The sequence below is a fragment of the Thiomicrorhabdus sp. Kp2 genome (genome assembly GCF_000478585.1).
Classification (GTDB): Bacteria; Pseudomonadota; Gammaproteobacteria; order Thiomicrospirales; family Thiomicrospiraceae; genus Thiomicrorhabdus.
The window spans coordinates 667,706-686,341 of record NZ_ARWI01000001.1 but is presented as its reverse complement, the minus strand read 5'-3'; the positions used below and the strand labels follow the sequence as shown (position 1 = coordinate 686,341).

General features: G+C 40.0%; 17 protein-coding genes. All 17 read left to right on the top strand.

Features of this window, described 5'->3' with window-relative positions; translation table 11 throughout:
• The first annotated feature begins 169 nt into the window (after window positions 1–169).
• The 17 genes from A379_RS03280 (at window position 170) to A379_RS03200 (ending at window position 18,619) form a co-directional block, all read left to right on the top strand.
• On the top strand, window positions 170–913 hold the full coding sequence (locus A379_RS03280; RefSeq protein WP_040725709.1) for a flagellar basal body rod protein FlgF: 744 nt from the start codon (window positions 170–172) through the stop codon (window positions 911–913).
• Window positions 914–930: 17 nt separating this feature from the next.
• A complete protein-coding gene (gene flgG / locus A379_RS03275) occupies window positions 931–1,722 on the top strand; it encodes a flagellar basal-body rod protein FlgG (protein WP_040725708.1) in 792 nt (263 codons plus the stop codon).
• Window positions 1,723–1,787: 65 nt separating this feature from the next.
• Window positions 1,788–2,513 (top strand): flagellar basal body L-ring protein FlgH, encoded by a 726-nt coding sequence (locus A379_RS03270; protein WP_051144975.1) that lies wholly within the window; start codon window positions 1,788–1,790, stop codon window positions 2,511–2,513.
• Window positions 2,514–2,908: 395 nt separating this feature from the next.
• On the top strand, window positions 2,909–4,009 hold the full coding sequence (locus A379_RS03265; protein ID WP_040725706.1) for a flagellar basal body P-ring protein FlgI: 1,101 nt from the start codon (window positions 2,909–2,911) through the stop codon (window positions 4,007–4,009).
• Window positions 4,010–4,028: 19 nt separating this feature from the next.
• Entirely contained in the window at window positions 4,029–4,493 is a 465-nt protein-coding gene (locus tag A379_RS12575; RefSeq protein ID WP_051144974.1) for a rod-binding protein, read from the top strand.
• Between the two features lie 45 nt (window positions 4,494–4,538).
• Window positions 4,539–6,329 (top strand): flagellar hook-associated protein FlgK, encoded by a 1,791-nt coding sequence (gene flgK / locus A379_RS03255; RefSeq protein ID WP_040725705.1) that lies wholly within the window; start codon window positions 4,539–4,541, stop codon window positions 6,327–6,329.
• Window positions 6,330–6,333: 4 nt separating this feature from the next.
• Window positions 6,334–7,362: a flagellar hook-associated protein FlgL gene (flgL, locus tag A379_RS03250; protein WP_040725704.1), complete on the top strand. Its 1,029-nt coding sequence runs from the start codon at window positions 6,334–6,336 to the stop codon at window positions 7,360–7,362.
• A 64-nt stretch (window positions 7,363–7,426) separates the two neighbouring features.
• Window positions 7,427–8,722, top strand: a complete 1,296-nt coding sequence (locus A379_RS12570; protein ID WP_051144973.1) for a murein transglycosylase domain-containing protein — start codon at window positions 7,427–7,429, stop codon at window positions 8,720–8,722.
• A gap of 34 nt (window positions 8,723–8,756) precedes the next feature.
• Window positions 8,757–9,752 (top strand): UDP-N-acetylglucosamine 4,6-dehydratase (inverting), encoded by a 996-nt coding sequence (gene pseB / locus A379_RS03240; RefSeq protein WP_040725703.1) that lies wholly within the window; start codon window positions 8,757–8,759, stop codon window positions 9,750–9,752.
• Between the two features lie 11 nt (window positions 9,753–9,763).
• Window positions 9,764–10,921, top strand: coding sequence for a UDP-4-amino-4,6-dideoxy-N-acetyl-beta-L-altrosamine transaminase (pseC, locus tag A379_RS03235; protein ID WP_040725701.1), 1,158 nt, complete (start codon window positions 9,764–9,766; stop codon window positions 10,919–10,921).
• A complete protein-coding gene (pseF, locus tag A379_RS03230) occupies window positions 10,918–11,643 on the top strand; it encodes a pseudaminic acid cytidylyltransferase (protein WP_232744810.1) in 726 nt (241 codons plus the stop codon). The genes pseC and pseF overlap by 4 nt, the downstream gene beginning before the upstream one ends.
• A complete protein-coding gene (gene pseG, locus A379_RS03225) occupies window positions 11,628–12,710 on the top strand; it encodes a UDP-2,4-diacetamido-2,4,6-trideoxy-beta-L-altropyranose hydrolase (protein WP_040725699.1) in 1,083 nt (360 codons plus the stop codon). The genes pseF and pseG overlap by 16 nt, the downstream gene beginning before the upstream one ends.
• Window positions 12,707–13,348 (top strand): formyltransferase family protein, encoded by a 642-nt coding sequence (locus A379_RS03220; RefSeq protein WP_040725697.1) that lies wholly within the window; start codon window positions 12,707–12,709, stop codon window positions 13,346–13,348. Before pseG ends, A379_RS03220 begins: the two co-directional genes overlap by 4 nt.
• Window positions 13,341–14,390, top strand: coding sequence for a pseudaminic acid synthase (pseI, locus tag A379_RS03215; protein WP_040725695.1), 1,050 nt, complete (start codon window positions 13,341–13,343; stop codon window positions 14,388–14,390). Before A379_RS03220 ends, pseI begins: the two co-directional genes overlap by 8 nt.
• Before the next feature lie 73 nt (window positions 14,391–14,463).
• Entirely contained in the window at window positions 14,464–15,081 is a 618-nt protein-coding gene (locus tag A379_RS03210; RefSeq protein ID WP_040725693.1) for a pseudaminic acid biosynthesis-associated methylase, read from the top strand.
• 41 nt (window positions 15,082–15,122) lie between these two features.
• Window positions 15,123–17,576 carry a 6-hydroxymethylpterin diphosphokinase MptE-like protein gene (locus A379_RS03205; protein ID WP_040725691.1) on the top strand — a complete coding sequence of 818 codons (2,454 nt, stop codon included), beginning with the start codon at window positions 15,123–15,125 and terminating at the stop codon, window positions 17,574–17,576.
• Between the two features lie 221 nt (window positions 17,577–17,797).
• Window positions 17,798–18,619: a flagellin gene (locus A379_RS03200; protein WP_040725690.1), complete on the top strand. Its 822-nt coding sequence runs from the start codon at window positions 17,798–17,800 to the stop codon at window positions 18,617–18,619.
• The last annotated feature ends 17 nt before the right edge of the window (window positions 18,620–18,636 follow it).

The following is an 18,636-nucleotide window of genomic DNA, read 5'->3' as shown; positions in this document are numbered from 1 at the left end:
AGTGAACAAAAATAGCGTGTCAATTTTTAGACGATTTCGCTAAACACATAAGGGAAACACATTCGAGCGTAAGACTCATTTAAATAGGTGTTTCAAAAACTGGGGTGAAGGTTTGTTCAGCTTTCACCCCATCTTTGACTAGAAATAAAATTATCCTGGAGTAACTGTCATGGATCGTATGTTGTATATCGCAATGAGCGGAGCCAAAGAGGTGATGCTTTCACAAGCAAATAACTCAAATAATTTGGCCAATGCAAATACCGATGGCTTTAAAAAAGATTTTAATATTTTTAGAGCGCAACATGTTCAAGGTCCAGGATGGGAATCACGAGCATACTCTCTTGATGAAAGGCCTGCTACGGACTTTACGCCTGGTGCGGTAAAAGTGACAGGTAGAGACTTAGATATTGTGACTCAGTCAGAAGGCTTTATTGGAATTCAAGCACCTAATGGTGATGAAGCTTATGTCAGAACGGCCAGTATGCAAGTGTTAGAGAACGGTAACTTGGTTGATGTTAAGGGTAACCCTATTTTAAATGAAAGTGGTACGCCAATAAATGTACCGCCAACTAAAACCATTACAATCGGTGATGATGGCACAATTTCGATTGTACCAGCCGATTCACCGAGTAATCAGTTGGTGGTATTAGACCGCGTTCGATTAGTGAAACCAGCCTCATCGGATTTAGAAAAAGGATTGGATGGTTATGCTCGTTTGAAAGAGGGGGCGGATCCTGTTATTCAAGAGCCAGTTAAGGTCATTAGTGGTGCTTTAGAGACCAGTAATGTAAATACCGCTGAAGCTTTAGTGAATATGATTGAATTATCACGTAAGTATGAGATGCAGGTGAAAATGATGTCGACCACCAAGAACCATGCCCAGAAATCAGACTCACTGTTGTCGTTACGTTAATTTAGGAGAAGAAGAAAATGAATAGAGCATTATATGTTGCAAAAACGGGTCTTGAGGCTCAGCAGTTTCGTTTAGCGGCTATCTCCAATAACTTGGCGAACGCAAATACTTACGGTTATAAAACTGGGCGAGCTGAGTTTGATGATTTGTTATATCAAAATATTCGTCAACCAGGCGCTCAAGCTTCGCAGGACGAGGCCAATACCTTACCTTCTGGTTTACAGTTGGGTACAGGGGTTAAAGCAGTTGGTGTGCAAAAAATTCACACTCAAGGTAACTTGATGGTGACAGACAATCAGTTGGATATTGCCATTGAGGGTAAAGGTTTCTTTCAGGTGTTAGACCAAGAAGGAAATTTAATGTACACCCGTGACGGTTCATTTGAGGTGAATCAGAATGGGGATGTCGTGACTTCTTCGGGTTACTTGTTGGAACCGAATATCAATATTCCTCAAGATGCCACAGAAATTTCGATTACACGTGATGGTGTTGTCTCAGTTAGTCAGCCTGGAAACGTAGACTTAAATGAAGTCGGTCAAATTGAATTAGCAGCTTTTATTAATCCAGCAGGCTTAGAGTCTTTAGGCCATAACTTCTTCTCTGAAACGACAGCGAGTGGCACGCCTAATATTAATAATCCGCAAACGGCAGAAGCAGGCGCTTTAACGCAAGGTGCTTTGGAGGCTTCTAACGTAAATACGGTTGAAGAGCTTATTGGCATGATCGAAGCGCAACGTACTTATGAAATGAATTCTAAAGCCATATCTGCCGCGGACGGCATGATGCAGTATTTGAATAATAATACTTAATTGGATTTGTAAGATTTGAAGCCAAAAGGCTTCTATTGAATTCTAAATAGAGATAGGAATGAATTATGAATAAGTTAACAGGTCAAAATAAAGCGGGTTTAGCTTTGGTGTTGGCTACCATATTTTTATCAGGTTGTTCAAGCCCACCAGAAAGAATGGAGCATATGAGTTATGCCCCTAGTTACCCGTTAAATATTCCACAAACGGCACAGCCAAAAAATGGTTCTCTGTATCAGGCAGGTGCTATGACACTTTTTAATGATGCCCGCGCTCATAAAGTGGGGGATATTATTACTATCTCTTTAAGTGAAAATATGTCAGCTAAAAAGAAAGATGAAGCGAAATATGACAAATCTAATAGTCAAGATTATGGCGTATCGACACCTTTTAGTGTGACAACACCCAACAATGTTGTAGGAAGTGCAATCAATACCTTAACAGCCCCTGTTCAAGGGTTAAGCATCGGTTATGGTTCTGAAAGCGCATTTTCAGGTAAAAGTGATGTAAAACAAAATTCAAGTTTAACGGGTTCTATTGCTGTTACGGTGGTTGAGGTTATCTCCAATGGTAATTTAGTGATTCGTGGTGAAAAATGGATTACCATCCATGATGGCGACGAGGTTGTGCAATTTGCAGGTATTATTCGTCCAGAAGATATTCAGCCAGATAACACGATCGCTTCTGAAAAAGTAGCCGATGTTCGCCTAGTTTACAAAGATGTAGGAATGACAGGCGACTCAGCACGTGCAGGTGTTGGTACTCAGTGGTTGACTAAATATTGGCCTCTTTAAAAGTCAGTAACTATATGTAAATATTTGGCTTTTTTTCAACTCTACGTTAGAATGCGAGCTAAATCATTTCAGTATTGAAACAAGCACGTTTACATGTGCTTTTCCGTTTTTACCGACCTGTTTTTAAATCTCCTTTTTGCAGGTCGGTTTTTTCATTTTTTAATCTTCTCTGTGATTTACCAGGCCTGGTAACTTTTCGATTTCATTTTATGTGTTTTTTAAAAAGCCTTATTATCGGCCAAGTTACGAAAAGCTTTAACTTTTTTATTTATTTGGCATAGCCTATGCTTTTAATCACATAGGATAAACCTATCTGCTCGTTAGAAGCAGAGGTTTAAAAAAATATAAAAAACCGTTTTAACCAGATAAAACACTACATAGGTAGGGGAAATAATATGTACAGCAAACAAATAGTCATCTTTTTGACATTGCTTCTCTCTTGGAGCAGTTACAGTTATGCAGAAAGAGTCAAGGATATTGCTAATGTCGGAGGCGTTCGTTCTAACCAACTCGTTGGCTATGGTCTGGTGGTTGGCTTAAATGGCTCTGGCGATAAAACCCCGTTTGCCGAGCAGAGTTTACTGAGTATGTTAAATAAGTTCGGTATTAAAGTGCCAGCAGGTGTTAAAACCAACTCTAAAAACATCGCTGCAGTGGCAGTTCACGCTGAATTACCTGCCTTTGCTAAATCCGGTCAAAAGATTGATATTACTGTTTCATCACTAGGTAACGCTAAAAGCTTACGTGGCGGTACTTTGCTGTTGACTCCGTTAAAAGGGGTTGACGGAAATGTTTACGCTTTAGGCCAGGGGAACTTAGTTGTAGGGGGCCTAGATGCGAGTGGTGCAGATGGTTCAAGAATTACCATTAATGTCCCAAGTGTTGGGCGAATTCCTGATGGTGCTATGGTTGAAAGAACGGTAAATACAGGGTTTGAATTAGGGAATACGATTACTTTAAACCTAAAAGATGCTGACTTTACAACCGCCTCTAATTTAGTTAATGCAATCAATGAGCAGTTAGGAGCAGGCACGGCCAGTGCACTAGATGGTGAATCGGTCGAAGTGATGGCGCCGCGCTTACCTAATCAACGTGTTGCGTTTTTATCAATTTTAGAAAATATTGAAGTCACACCAGGTCAAAGTGCTGCCAAAATTATTGTGAACTCGAGAACGGGTACCGTAGTCATTGGACAAAACGTTAGAGTGAGTCCTGCGGCAGTGACGCATGGTGGGCTGACTGTCAAAATTTCTGAATCGGCTGAAGTTTCACAACCAAACCCGTTTGCGGGTGGCAATACAGCTGTAACGCCAAACACAGTAGTGGGTGTTGAGCAAAATGGTACGGGTAGAATGTTTAAATTTCCAGAGGGCGTATCTTTAAATGATATTGTTCAAGCGGTAAATAAGGTAGGTGCAGCTCCTGGTGATTTGGTGGCTATTTTAGAAGCATTAAAACAGTCGGGTGCCTTAAAAGCGGATTTGATGATTATTTAGTCATCTAGGAGTAAAATGAATGGAAATCAATAATAATCCCTTAGCGTTTTCAAAAAATACTGATACACCGCAAGCCCATCAAAATTATGTCAATATTCAAGGGTTAGAAACGTTAAAACAACAAGCTCGTGAAGATCAACGTTCAGCACTCAAGCCTGTGGCTGAACAATTTGAAGCGATATTTGTCCAACAGGTTTTCAAAGAGGCCAGAAAAGTCAGTTTTGATGATGGTTGGTTAGATGGAAATCAAGGTGATTTTTATAAAGATTGGCATGATAAACAGTTATCTCAAGATTTAGCGGCTAAAGGAACTCTAGGTTTTGCCGATAAAATAGTAGAACAACTTTTACCTAGTATACCTGCAACTACCAAAACAACATCGCAGGAGTCAGAGGTAGAGCATAATAAGCAAGAAATAGCTTTGGATAACTTGAATGTACCAAACTCTACAGAAGCCGTTTTAAAATTAAGAAATATTAACTAATTGAAATTTTTTTCAAAAATATTCTGACCAGAATAGGAGCGCGTTATGGCTGATATGTTAACGATAGGTTCATCAGCAACCATGGCCTTTAAAAATGCATTGGATGTAACGAGTCATAATGTGGCCAATGTGAGTACTGAAGGGTACAGTCGCCAGCGTGCTGAAATTTTAAGTAACTCGCCTAATATTGTGGGTCCGTCATTTATGGGTGGGGGCGCGCAAGTCGATTCAGTTGAACGTATTAATGCGGAATACATACAGTCACAATTAATTAATAGTCATGCAATATTGAATCGTTATGACACACAGTTAAGTTTGTCGACTCAGGTTGAGGGGGTCATTTCTGGAAATGACAGTGGTGTGCAAGAATTTATGCAAGGTTTTTTTGATTCACTGCAGAATTTAGCCAGTAATCCCACTTCTTCAACCAGTCGTCAATTGGTATTAGATGATGCAGGTAGTTTAAGTAGTCATATTCAAAACTTAACTTCGGTTCTTAACGATACGCAAGACCAGGTGAACAATCAAATAACAGGTTTAACGACTGAAATTAATGAGCGTTTAGAAACCATTCAAAAGATTAATGTTCAAGTAGCAAATTCTTTAAATAATTCACAGCAGCTACCCAATGACTTACTTGATCAGCGTGATCAAGCGGTTATGGAACTTAGCCAATATATTGACATTAAATCTTCAGAAACCGAGGGTGGTCAGGTTGAGGTTTTTTTAAGTGATGGTCGTTTACCATTATTAGCAGACAATAAAATTGTGCCACTGAAAGCGGATTTAAGCCCTTACCAAAATGAAGGTCGAGTTGAGCTCTACATGACCATTAATGGCACAACCCAAGTGGTAAGTGACCGTATTAAAGGCGGTGAATTGGGCGGTGTCTTGGACTTTAGAACCAATATGCTTGATCAAGCGCAAAATGACTTGGGTGTAACCTTAAACGGTATGGTTGCCTCAATGAACTGGCAACATTATCAAGGCTACGATTCAAATGACCAGCCAGGCGGAAACCTATTTGAACCGTTAAATATTGACGGCGTTTTAGCGGCCAAGAGCAACGCTCAAGACGGCAGTGATATTATGGTTAGCTTTAACCCTAATCAAGGTGTGTCTGAACCACCTTATACTTTGCCAGAAGCTGGGACTTATGCACAAAAGCAAACTTATTTAGACAATGCTATGTCTCAAATTGGTCAGTTCACCTCCCGTGAATATGAAATTAAAGCCGATGGTGCTGGCTACAAATTCTATGATAAACATACCCAAGAAGAACTCACGCCTACGGCTGGAGCGGCGCCTAATACCTATCAATTAGATGGGTTATTATTTGATTTAAGTGCCAATACCAATGTAGCGGGTGATAGCTTTTTAGTAAAACCGCATCAAGAGATTTTACAAAACTTTGCAGTGGCTCTTAAAGATGAAGATTCACTTGCTACACGCGGACAATCTCCAGATCCTGCAGATACCAATCCAACACCCGCTGCAGAGGGTGATAATGTCAATATTGCCAATATGGCGAGCTTACAATCGGCAAAAATTTTGTTTTCGGATGAGAGTGGTCAAGCTTCAGAAACCTTATTAGGTGGTTATTCTAAAATGGCAACCAATGTGGGAATGTATGTAAGAAGTTCTGAAATACAGCAGACAGCACAAAATAATGTTTTTACGCAACTTGTTCAACAAAGAGATTCAATCTCAGGCGTGAGCTTAGATGAAGAAGCGGCTAACCTTATAAAATATCAGCAAGCTTATGAAGCGGCAGCACAAATTATTTCTACATCACAATCATTGTTTCAAACGCTATTAGGTGTGGTCAGAGGATAAAATTATGAGAATTTCAACCAGTATGTTTCATAGTCAAGGCTATAACGCCATTCAAAAACATCAACAAGATGTATTGGATACCCAGTTAAAATTAAGTACGGGTAAAAAAGTGAATGCGCCGAGCGATGACCCTGTTGCATCGAATCAAATCCACTCATTAAATAGAACGATGAACACGATTGATCAATATGCTAAAAATGGTGAATATGCCCAAGCACAGCTAGTTCAAGAAGAGACCGCGATAGCAGATACGGTGGATTCACTTCAAAGAGCTCGAGAATTAACGATTCAAATGCTCAACGGTACTTATTCGGCTGCAGATAGAAAAGCGGCAGGTGAAGAAGTAAACCAGTTGATTCAGCAAGTTCATAGCAGTATGAATTATAAAAACTCTGAAGGTGAATTATTGTTTGCGGGTAATAGCGTGTTTGCAGAAAAAGCGTTTGTTGAAGATGTGAATAACCCTGGTTACTATGCTTATATTGGTAGTGCGAATGCTGCAGGCCAGGTTGAATCAGATGGTGTTACACCCGTTGAGGACTCACAAGCTAATTATGGAGCGCGTTTTGTGCAAATTGGTTTTGATTCAGATAATAAATTAACGGCAGATGATCAGGGCGACCCTAGCCGAGTAAGAGTTTCTGATAATGGTAATGAAGTGTTTGGTATCACGACAACCACTACCTTTACAGGAACACCTGATGAGAATATTTTAAATGTGTTAGTTGAGCTGAAAAATGCATTATTAGCAGGTAATGAACCGCCAGCAGGTATTGCTGAGGATTTAAAAACAGGGATTGATTCATTATCTCAAGTGAGAGCAGAAATTGGTGGTCGTCAAAACCGTATCGAATCACAGTTTGATTCTGGTGAAACATTTAAAATTGCTTTAGAAGAGCGTCGTATGGGCTTAGAAGATATGGATGTCGTTCAAGGGGTAACCGATTTAACTCAAGCTCAAACAGCGTTACAAATGGCACAGCAAGTGTTTACGCGTGTTCAAGAGATGTCTTTATTTAATTATTTAAGGTAAAGGCGATAATCTCACGTAAACTTGGTCTTTGTTTTGCTAAAGCCTCCTATATGGAGGTTTTTTTGTGAATAAACAAATGATGACAATGACGATAACCGTATTTATGTTTGCACTGATATTGCTGAGTGCCAGCTATGTGGCGTCGTTTCAAAATTGGATGACTTTAAATTCAGCTGCCTTAAAAGGTTCTAATAAACAAGAGGTTACACATGTTTATGGGGCTATTGGACTTCGCTCGATTGTGTCCGAAAACTACCTTCCTTCTCGGTCTAGTTTAATCTCCGAAAAAGATATTTTGGATAATGAGCTTGCCGAGAGCGCCAAAAAATCAACACCCATAGAGTTCAAAGCTGCTGATGCTGAGACAGGGCTGGACTACCGTTCATATTCAACTCCGTATGAAAATCAGACAGGGAATAAAAATGAGTTGTTTGCATCTGATACCTTAATAAGTAAGCCCGCAAGTGCTATCGAATCAACGGATAAAAGCGCCCCCCTCGTGGTTGAGTTAGACAATGAAGTTGTGGTGGAGTTTACGGCGGACTACTCTGAAAGAGAGATGCAAAAAGCTTTATCTCGATTATTGGTTCAACCCAACTATTTAGATGCCGATGATTTAGTTTCATCATCTGCGATTGATACCCGTTTAAAGCCTTATTTATATGCGAAGGCACTCAATCAATATAAAAAACCGATTCGTTACCCAGCGCAAGCGTTTAGGTATGCTGAATATTTGTTAATTAATCACCGCCAAAAGGTAGAAGATGAGCAGGGAGTATTTACCGTTGTAACGATTCCTTTGACAGAGCTTCAAATTCCAAATTCAATCAAGAGTTACCAGGCCTGGGTAAATGAGTATGCTAAAAAATATAAAGTATCTGCAGAGCTTATTTTTGCGATTATGCATGTCGAGAGTGCTTTTAATCCACGAGCCGTGAGTCAATCCAACGCCTTAGGCTTAATGCAAGTTAAAGCCAATGCAGCAGGAAGAGATGTCTATAAACTGATTGATCAGCGGGTTGGGCAACCAACGCAATCGGAACTGTTTAATCCTAAAGAGAATATTAGAGTCGGTACGGCTTATATAGGGTTACTGAATAACCTTTATTTAAAGGGGATACGCAATTCAGAAAACAAAGAATTGGTTGCTATTTCCTCTTATAACGGTGGATTATCAACGGTGTTAAAATTGTTTGGCAATACACCTGAAAAAGCGATTAAAAGGATTAATCAGTTGCACCCGCGCCAGGTATATCGTACCTTAAGATACAGTCATCAGTCGGATGAAACAAAAAAATACATAGAAAAAGTGACGCAGGCTAAACATCGATATAAAGAACTGCTTAATCTAGCTGCTTAGTATCGCCGTAATGGCTTAATCAAAAGGAAATTTTGTGTTTGATAATAAAAGTATTTTGATTACAGGTGGAACAGGGTCTTTTGGACATAAATATGTACAGACTTTGTTAGAGCGATTTAAACCCAAAAAAATCGTTATCTATTCTCGCGATGAACTCAAACAGTATGAAATGCAGCAAACATTTTCGTCGAGTAAAATGCGTTATTTTATTGGCGATGTAAGAGATGCAGAGCGTTTAAAACAGGCGATGTCGGGAATAGATTATGTGATTCATGCAGCCGCTTTAAAACATGTCCCAGTTGCTGAATATAACCCAATGGAGTGTATTAAAACCAATATTATTGGCGCAGAAAACGTGATTCAAGCGGCACTTGCTAACAAGGTAGAAAAAGTCATTGCTCTCTCTACCGATAAAGCCGCTAACCCAGTTAATTTATATGGTGCAACCAAGTTGGCATCCGATAAATTATTTGTGGCGGCCAACAATATTGCAGGCGATTTACCCACAAAGTTTTCAGTGGTACGTTACGGCAACGTAGTCGGTTCACGTGGTTCTGTGGTGCCATTTTTTGAAAAATTGATTGCCGAAGGTGCGACTAAACTCCCTATTACCGACCCAAGAATGACGCGTTTTTGGATTACCTTGCAAGACGGTGTGGATTTTGTATTAAAGAACTTTGAACGTATGCACGGCGGTGAGATTTTTGTACCCAAAATTCCCTCAATGCGTATCACCGACTTAGCCGAAGCGATGTTGCCTGGAGCAGATATCGATATTGTGGGGATCAGGCCTGGTGAAAAACTCCACGAAATCATGTGCCCAGAAGATGATTCTATGCATACCATTGAGTTTAAAGATTTTTATGTGATAACCCCCACTATTACTTTCACTCAACGAGGCAATAGTTACACCACCAACGCATTAGGTGAAACAGGCATGCCAGTAAAACAAGGGTTTGCCTATTGCTCTGGCACCAATCCAGATTTTTTGTCTGTTGAAGACGTGAAAAAGTACAATCAAATGATATAGGCTTTGGGTTGATGATTCCTTATGGTAAGCAAGATATTTCACAAACCGATATTGATGCGGTCGTAGAGGTTTTAAAGTCAGACTATTTAACCCAAGGCCCGCAAGTACCCTTGTTTGAAAAAACCGTTGCCAACTATTGTGGGGCTAACTATGGGGTTGCGGTTAACAGTGCAACCTCCGCCTTGCATATTGCTTGTTTGGCTTTAGGGCTAGGAGAGGGCGACTGGCTTTGGACCAGCCCAAACTCATTTGTTGCTTCAGCAAACTGCGGGTTATATTGTGGCGCCAAAGTGAATTTTGTGGATATCAATCCACACACTTACAACATGTGTGCCAATCACTTAGAAGAGAAGCTCAAGCAAGCCAAGCAGACTAATCAATTACCTAAAATTGTGATTCCCGTGCATTTTGCAGGCCAGTCTTGCGAGATGAAACGTATTTATGAACTCAGCCTAGAATACGGTTTTAAGATTATTGAAGACGCCTCTCATGCCATTGGCGGTAAATATTTAGGTAAACCCATTGGTGGTTGCCAATATTCGGATATTACGGTGTTTAGCTTTCATCCCGTTAAGATTGTCACCACGGGTGAAGGCGGTGTTGCCACCACAAATCAACCAGGCCTGGCAGAAAAAATGCAACTGCTAAGAAGTCATGGTGTGACGCGTGAGCCTCATCTGATGACAAAGGCATTGGAGGGTGAATGGTATTACCAGCAAGTTGATTTAGGTTTTAACTATCGCATGACTGAAATGCAAGCGGCATTAGGGATTAGTCAAATGCAACGTGTCGATGAATTTGTCTGCATTCGTCAAGCGTTTGCCAAACGGTATGATGAATTGTTGCATAACCTGCCTTTGGTTTTACCTTTTCAGCATGCCGACACTGATTCATCCTTTCACCTATACCCGATACTCATTCAAACCAACCTGATTTTTAAAACCAGAGCTCAGGTTTTTAAAGCGCTTCGTGAGCATGGTATTGGTGTGAATATTCATTATATTCCGATACACACCCAACCCTTTTATCAACAAATGGGGTTTGCAGAGGGGGATTTTCCTATGGCTGAAGCTTATTATCAGCAAGTCATTAGTATTCCTGTTTTTCACGCCATGACTGAACAAGAACAAGATAAAGTGGTTAAAATATTGGAACGAGATTTAATATGAGCAGCAAGATGAATCTCTGTGTCATTCCCGCAAGAGGTGGTAGTAAACGCATCCCCCGCAAGAATATTAAGCATTTTTTAGGTAAGCCAATCATTGGCTATTCCATCGAGGCGGCGCTGAAGAGCGGTTGTTTTGATAAAGTCATTGTTTCAACAGATGACGCAGAAATCGCTGAAATTGCTAAAAGCTTTGGCGCCCAAGTGCCCTTTATAAGACCCGAAGAGTTAGCCAATGATTTTGCTGGAACGATTCCTGTTATTAAACATGCGATAGAGTGGCTTGAAGAGCGTGGGGATAAATTCGACTCTGTCTGCGCGCTCTATGCCACCGCTCCTTTTGTTCAAGCCTGTAATTTGCAAGAATCGTATAAACAGTTGAAAAAGAGTCACGCCGATTACTGTTTTACCGTGACCCCTTTTGCCTCGCCGATTCAAAGAGCGGTTAAGATTAACGAGAGCAACCGTATTGAAATGTTTTATCCAGAAAACTTCAATGTACGCTCTCAAGATTTAGAAGAAGCGTATCACGATGCGGGTCAATTCTATTGGGGGGAACCTGAAGCGTTTAAACAGGAAAAACTCTTTTTTTCAGATTCAGCAACTCCTTATGTGCTCCCAAGATATTTAGTTCAGGATTTAGATACTCAAGACGATTGGATTAGAGCCGAGCTTATGTATCAAGTACTCGCAAAAATGGACTTAAATTCGTGCATGTTGTCATAAGAGCCGACGCCTCACATACCATTGGAACAGGGCATGTTATGCGTTGCTTAACACTTGCCGATGCTCTGGTTAACGAGGGGGCAACTGTTCGATTTATTTGTCGAGCGCATGAGGGGAACTTGGTTCAATTGATTGAACAAAAAGGCTATGAGGTTTTTTTACTTGAAGCTCTGAATGTTACCAGGCCTGGTAACTCTGACAAAACAGATAAACTGTTTCATGCCGATTGGCTGGGAGACAGCCAGTTGGGCGATGCGTTCGCTTGTAAAGAAATCCTATCAAAATTCAATAAAGTCGATTGGTTGATTGTTGATCATTATGCGATAGATTACCGCTGGCAACAGGAACTAACCTCTTATTATAAAAAGCTTTTTGTTATCGATGACTTAGCAGATCGTAAACATCTATGTAATCTGTTGTTGGATCAAACCTTTGGCAGGGAGCAGGAGGATTACCGTTCGCGAGTGCCTGAGCACTGTCAGTTATTACTCGGCTCGCAATACGCCTTGTTAAGACCAGAGTTCTCGCAATGGCGTGATTACAGTTTACAGCGCAGAATTAAGGCGAACTGTGAGACGCTTCTTATTTCAATGGGTGGTGTAGACCCTGATAATGTAACCAGTAAATTGCTCCAAGGATTGATTCGTTGCTCGTTGCCGAAAAACTTGCATGTGCAAGTCGTCTTGGGAGGAACAGCCCCTTTTTTGAAAGAGATAAATGAACTCGCTCAGTCATTACCTTATCGGGTTGATGTACTCTCAGGCGTTAATAATATGGCTGAATTGATGGCCCATGTGGATGTATGTATTGGAGCCGCTGGGGCGACTAGTTGGGAAAGATGTTGTTTAGGTTTACCTACACTAATGGTGGTATTGGCCGATAACCAAAAAAACATCGCTCACAATTTGCAGTCAATTAGCGCCGTTAAGTTATTATCGCTTGATCATTTTGAACGGTTGTGTGAACTGTTTGAATCATTGCTCACAGATCAGGTTTCAATGGCGTTTGAATCCGCTAAAGTGACCGACGGGCTAGGGGTTAATCGAGTCATAGAGAGTCTTAAATGAAAGTCACTATTCTAGTTTCATCAGAAAAACATCCTATCTATCCTTGGCTTGAAGAGTGGTGTGCCCAGCGAAAAGAACACCAAGTTTCTATAGTACATTCAAAAGATGAGTTACAAAGTGGCGACATTCTGTTTTTGATTTCTTGTAGCGAAATTATTAATAAAATCGATAGAGAAAAATTTAAGAAAACATTAGTTATTCATGCCAGTGATTTGCCAGAGGGTCGGGGGTGGAGCCCTCATGTGTGGAGTTTACTTACGGGTGCGGAACAAATCGTCGTTAGTTTGTTGGAGGCAGAAGATGTTGTGGATTCTGGGGACATTTGGCAGAAGCTAACAGTCAATATCCCTTCAACGGCACTCTATGACGAAATCAATCAATTGTTGTTTTCAGCGGAAATTCAGTTGATGAATTTTGCGGTAAACAATTTTAATTGTATTGAGCCAATAAAACAGCGTGAACAAGTGTTTACTCCTTCGTGGCCACAAAGAAAACCATGCGATAGTGAAATCGATATCAATAAATCGCTGAATGAACAATTTAATTTATTGAGAGTCTGTGACCCTAATCGATTTCCAGCTTTTTTTTATAAAGATGGCAAGAAATTTATTTTGAAAATAGAGAGTGTTGATGAGTAAAACAATCACGATAAACCAACGTCAAATCGGAGCGATGTTTCCACCTTATGTTATTGCGGAGATGTCGGCGAATCATAATGGCGATATCCGCAATGCTTATAAAATTATTGAGATGGCCAAAAAAAAAGGTGCCGATGCGGTCAAAATGCAGACCTACACAGCTGATACTTTAACCATCGATAGTGGTTTACCCGATTTTCAATTGCTTGATGGTTTATGGGCAGGACGTTCTTTATATGAACTTTATGAAGAAGCCTATACGCCTTGGGATTGGCATAAACCGTTATTTGATTACGCTAAACAAGTTGGAATCACCATCTTTAGCTCCCCGTTTGACAATACGGCGGTAGATTTATTGGAAGATTTAAACGCACCAGCTTATAAAATTGCCAGCTTTGAAGCGGTGGATTTACCGTTAATTAAGTATGTGGCGCAAACGGGAAAACCCATGATTATCTCTACAGGAATGGCTGATGCACAAGAGATAGAAGAGGCGGTTGATGCAGCCAGAGAAGGTGGCTGTAAAGAGTTAGCTCTATTACATTGCGTGAGTGGGTATCCTGCGCCTGCGGAAGATTACAACTTAAAAACTATAACTGATATGCAATCCAGGTTTGGTTTCCCCGTCGGTTTGTCAGACCATACTTTGGATAACACCACCGCAATCACTAGCGTTGCGTTAGGGGCTTGTGTTATTGAAAAACATGTCACCTTAGATCGAAATGGGGGAGGGCCTGACGATAGTTTTTCCCTTGAGCCTCAAGATTTAGAAGCGCTGTGTGATGGAGCAAAAACCGCCTGGCAAGCACTTGGAAAAGTCGATTACGGCCGTAAATCAAGCGAAGTATCAAACGTTAAATTTCGTCGTTCTTTGTATTTTGTAAAAAACATTAAAGCGGGTGAGATGATAACTAACGAGCACGTTAAAAGTATTCGACCAGGTTTTGGACTTGCGCCAAAATATTTAAATAATATCATTGGAAAAACAGCACCCGCAGATATTGAACGTGGGACGCCAGTTATGACTGATTGGCAATCATAATAATCTAGCACAGTTACCAGGCCTGGTAACTTATGTTTGCCTTTCGTTTTTAACTAAAAATTAGGAATAAATCATGGAATATAAAACAGAACAAGAGTCTTTTTGGGCGGGTGAATTTGGTAATGAATACAGTCAACGAAATAATGATGAGCAGTTATTAATTAGCAAAACGGCTTTATTCTCTAAGGTTTTTCAAACAACAGGCAAAGTTGACTCGGTGATTGAGTTTGGTTCAAACATTGGGCTAAATTTACAAAGTATTCAACGGTTACTGCCTAGTGCGGAATTATCGGCTATTGAAATTAATGCTTATGCCAAAGAACAGCTTGAGAATTGGGGTGGTTGCAAAGAGATTTTTCACCAATCGGCCTTAGATTTCGATTCAAAAAACCAATATGATTTATCTATGATTTTGGGCGTGTTAATTCACATTAACCCTAATGAATTGCCGCAAATGTACAAAAAGATTTATGAGTCAAGCAGTCAATGGATTTTGATTGCCGAATCCTACAACCCAACCCCTGTTGAAGTGAAGTATAGAGGGAACGAGGGCAAATACTTTAAAAGAGATTTTGCGGGAGAGATGATGGCGCTCTATCCAGATTTAAAACTGGCTGATTATGGATTTGTATATCATGCCGATTTAAATTTTCCACTCGATGACGTTAACTGGTTTTTGTTAAAAAAATAAAAACAACATAAATATAGCAACACACAATTTTAAGGTTATGTATGCAAAGCATTGAAACTCAGGCAGGAGAGATCGTACTAAAAGACTACTTTCCTTCACGTATAGCACAAACGCGTTCTACAGAAATTTATAAAGAGTACGTAGGTGGAATCTTACCCGAAGATAAGCTGTATGTTGTTTTAGGTACGGATTCAGGGTTGCTTGTTCAGTATTTACAACAAATAGCCACGCCTGGTCAACGGTTTGTTTTTGTAGACTTTCCTGAAGTACTTACCCATATTGAGCAAACTATTGAGTTTATGCCAGAGAGTAAGTTTGAGTTTTTTAGTTTTGAAGCGTTTGAATTTGAGCTGCTATATGAGCGACATCAAGACTATGTCATGCGTAATGCCATTATTTTGTTGAAGTCTTTAATTGTCGAAGAGGGCAAAGAGCCTTATCAAGGGATTTATCGAAGAGAAGAGGAAAACTTTCATCGTTTTAGAATTGATCGAGTCGATAATCGAGATTTTAAAAAAGTCTTTGATCAGCAAATGGCGAATGTGTGTGATCTCATGCATCCGCTACATAGTATAAAAGACAAGCTAAAAGGCGAGTTACCTGCGGTTATTCTAGGGGGTGGCCCTTCTTTGGATGATGTGATTCCTTGGCTTAAAAAAAATCAAAGCCGAGTATGGATTTTTGCGGCCAGCCGTATTTGTAAACGCCTGTTAAAAGAAGGTATTGTTCCAGATTTTATTGCCACCTTAGACCCGCAAGAGCTGATATTTGAATACTCTAAAGAGATGTACCATTTTGCAGATACAAGCATTCTTATTTCAGGAGAACACCCATACCCAAGACTCATCCAACAATGGAAAGGCTTAAAAACCTACACTCGTAGGAGGTTTCCTTGGGCGTTACGAAGTGAAGAAAACTTTATTTCTGACGGGCCAACGGTCACTAATGCGATGTTTGGTATGGCGGTGTATTTAGGTGTATCTAAAATATACCTAGCAGGTGTTGATTTTTGTTTTACGCTTGAGGGCGTCTGCCATGAGTCGGGTAGTATTGAGTCTGGGATGGGGATTCGTGATCACAATGATACCCATGCGATAAACTATCGCGGAGAGCGTGTTGGTACCAATATTCAGTTATATGATGCAAGAAATCTATTTGAAGAGCAATTAGCCACGCTTTCTAAAACCTGGAAAAACTTAGAAGTACATAACTTTAACTCAGGCGCGGCAGTGATAGAGGGAATTGATTACCAAAATTTAACTCAAGTGGAACTCACTGGCCGTAAATTTGATGTGGTTGAAAGCTTTAAACCCTATTTGGATTATGACGCTCAATCCCAAAAAACATTTTTAAAGATGTTAACAACAGAGGTTAATTTTGCCTCTAAATGGTTTGATGAGATAACCTCCAAAGCCAAAAAAGGGCTGCATTTAACCTCGATTTTATTTAAAGAGCCAAAAAAGCAGAAACAAAGAATCAATGAGGTGCTTAAACTAAAAGAGCAGTTAGAGCATAAGGTTGGTGTTGATTATCAAACCATGGTTAATTATGCCTATCAAGATTTTATGCAGTCACTTAGCCCTGTGGATTCTGAAGAGTCGATGTCTCACCAAGAGATGATAAATGCATTAACAGGTTTTTTTGCGGGTTTACATAATGGTTCACAGGGGTTTTTAGAACAGCTAGAGCAAGTGCAAAAAGAGATTGAGTTTAGGCGCTCAGAAGTGGATGAGAACACAAGCTTTAAAACTCTCTCTCAAGCATGGCTAAATAGAAATACGCCTGGTCGGTTTTATGTCTGGCTAGAACATCTAGCAGAACACGATTTGGAATTTTATCAAACAAGGTATCCAAAAGAGGTTCAGGAATTAGAAAAGACATATAAAGAGATGCTTAAAGACGATAGTAAGCTGATTGAAAGGTTTAATAAACGTTTACAAAACCCTCAAGAGTACGTTACGCAAATTGATAAGTCTTATGAGCAGAACCTAATACATCCAATTGAAAAGATCATTGTTCAGCTTGATTCTTTACCTAAAGAAACGTTTGAACAAATTCAACTGTATGCTCAAGGGGTTTTGTTTGAAATGCAAAACCTACCAGAACAAGCGCTTAATAAATATCTTGAAGCTGATACTGAAAAAAATCACCCCTACGTGCTTAAAAGGATGTTTAGCTTGGCTTTTGCCCAAAAACAATATGAGCTGGGATTAGAGTGTTTAGAAAACTTGTGCAAACAAGATGTTCGGTTTATACCGACCTTTGCAGAATCTTTAGCGATACTAGGTAATGTGAAAGGGGCGATCGAGGCTCTGAAAAGCTATCCTTTATTGATGCAAGATACCGAGGCTTTTATTCATTTACTCAAGTTTTATATTCAATCAGCTCAAGTAGAACTAGCAAATGAGTTACTAAGCAATGTAGATAATCACGCACAACTCGATCAAAAATTAATACAACAGTTTGTTGATTCATTAAATGCTCAAATCGAATAAATCATTCGGTAAGTATCTTTCAAGCCCCTAAATACAAAGGCTTCAAACCATTCTTTATGAATGGTTTTTTTTTGCCTGAAGAAAATATCAAAAAAAGTCTAAAGTTTTTTTAAAACCCTCCGTTAAGTTAATTGAAGGCAAGAGACATTGCCTCAAGTAGCAAAAAACACAATACAAGTAAAACACACAAATGGTACTTATAAAGTACAGGGAGAAAAATCATGAGTATGGTAATCAACACAAATATCGCATCTATCAATGCAACTCGTCAATTAGATGTTTCAAGTCGTGATCAGTCAGTGGCAATGGAACGTTTGACTTCTGGTCTAAGAATTAATAGCGCGGCAGATGACGCAGCTGGATTAGCGGTATCAACAGCCATGACAACCCAAATCATGGGTACAGATATGGCGATTAGAAACACCAATGATGGTATCTCAATGGCACAAACTATTGATGGTGCGGCTGAAGAGATGGGTGACATGATGCAACGTCAACGTGAATTAGCGGTTCAGTCATTAAACGGAACTTACTCTGCAGCTAACCGTGCATCAATGGATGAAGAGTTTAACGCTTTATCAGCAGAATTAACCCGTATCTCAAGCACAACCAAATTCAACAACGTATCTGTATTAGATACAGCGGCTCAAATTGAGATTCATGTTGGGTGGCAAGATAATGCTGCAGACTCGATTGTTGTAACAGGTATTGCTGGAACAGCGATTGCAACAGCTGTAACAGCGCTAGGTGTCGATACTTCGGCTAATGCAGCGGCCGCTATTACAGGGTTAGATGGTCAAATTTCTGTATTAAGTTCAGCTCGTTCAGGAGTGGGTGCGATTCAAAACCGACTAGAACATACGGTAGCTAACTTACAAAATGTGAGTGAAAACATCAGTGCATCACGTTCATCTATTTTAGATGCCGATTTTGCAAAAGAAAGTGCAGATTTAGCACGTACACAGGTATTGCAACAAGCTGGAATGAGCATGTTAAGTCAGGCTAACCAAGCCTCTCAAAATGTATTGCAACTTCTACAGTAAAACCTGTTTACCAGGCC

Excerpts from the sequence above, each read along its gene's own strand:
- A379_RS03280 (WP_040725709.1), top strand. The coding sequence starts at position 170 with ATGGATCGTATGTTGTATATCGCAATGAGCGGAGCCAAAGAGGTGATG.
- flgG (WP_040725708.1), top strand. The coding sequence starts at position 931 with ATGAATAGAGCATTATATGTTGCAAAAACGGGTCTTGAGGCTCAGCAG.
- A379_RS03270 (WP_051144975.1), top strand. The coding sequence starts at position 1,788 with ATGAATAAGTTAACAGGTCAAAATAAAGCGGGTTTAGCTTTGGTGTTG.
- A379_RS03265 (WP_040725706.1), top strand. The coding sequence starts at position 2,909 with ATGTACAGCAAACAAATAGTCATCTTTTTGACATTGCTTCTCTCTTGG.
- A379_RS12575 (WP_051144974.1), top strand. The coding sequence starts at position 4,029 with ATGGAAATCAATAATAATCCCTTAGCGTTTTCAAAAAATACTGATACA.
- flgK (WP_040725705.1), top strand. The coding sequence starts at position 4,539 with ATGGCTGATATGTTAACGATAGGTTCATCAGCAACCATGGCCTTTAAA.
- flgL (WP_040725704.1), top strand. The coding sequence starts at position 6,334 with ATGAGAATTTCAACCAGTATGTTTCATAGTCAAGGCTATAACGCCATT.
- pseC (WP_040725701.1), top strand. The coding sequence starts at position 9,764 with ATGATTCCTTATGGTAAGCAAGATATTTCACAAACCGATATTGATGCG.
- pseF (WP_232744810.1), top strand. The coding sequence starts at position 10,918 with ATGAGCAGCAAGATGAATCTCTGTGTCATTCCCGCAAGAGGTGGTAGT.
- A379_RS03220 (WP_040725697.1), top strand. The coding sequence starts at position 12,707 with ATGAAAGTCACTATTCTAGTTTCATCAGAAAAACATCCTATCTATCCT.
- pseI (WP_040725695.1), top strand. The coding sequence starts at position 13,341 with ATGAGTAAAACAATCACGATAAACCAACGTCAAATCGGAGCGATGTTT.
- A379_RS03210 (WP_040725693.1), top strand. The coding sequence starts at position 14,464 with ATGGAATATAAAACAGAACAAGAGTCTTTTTGGGCGGGTGAATTTGGT.
- A379_RS03205 (WP_040725691.1), top strand. The coding sequence starts at position 15,123 with ATGCAAAGCATTGAAACTCAGGCAGGAGAGATCGTACTAAAAGACTAC.
- A379_RS03200 (WP_040725690.1), top strand. The coding sequence starts at position 17,798 with ATGAGTATGGTAATCAACACAAATATCGCATCTATCAATGCAACTCGT.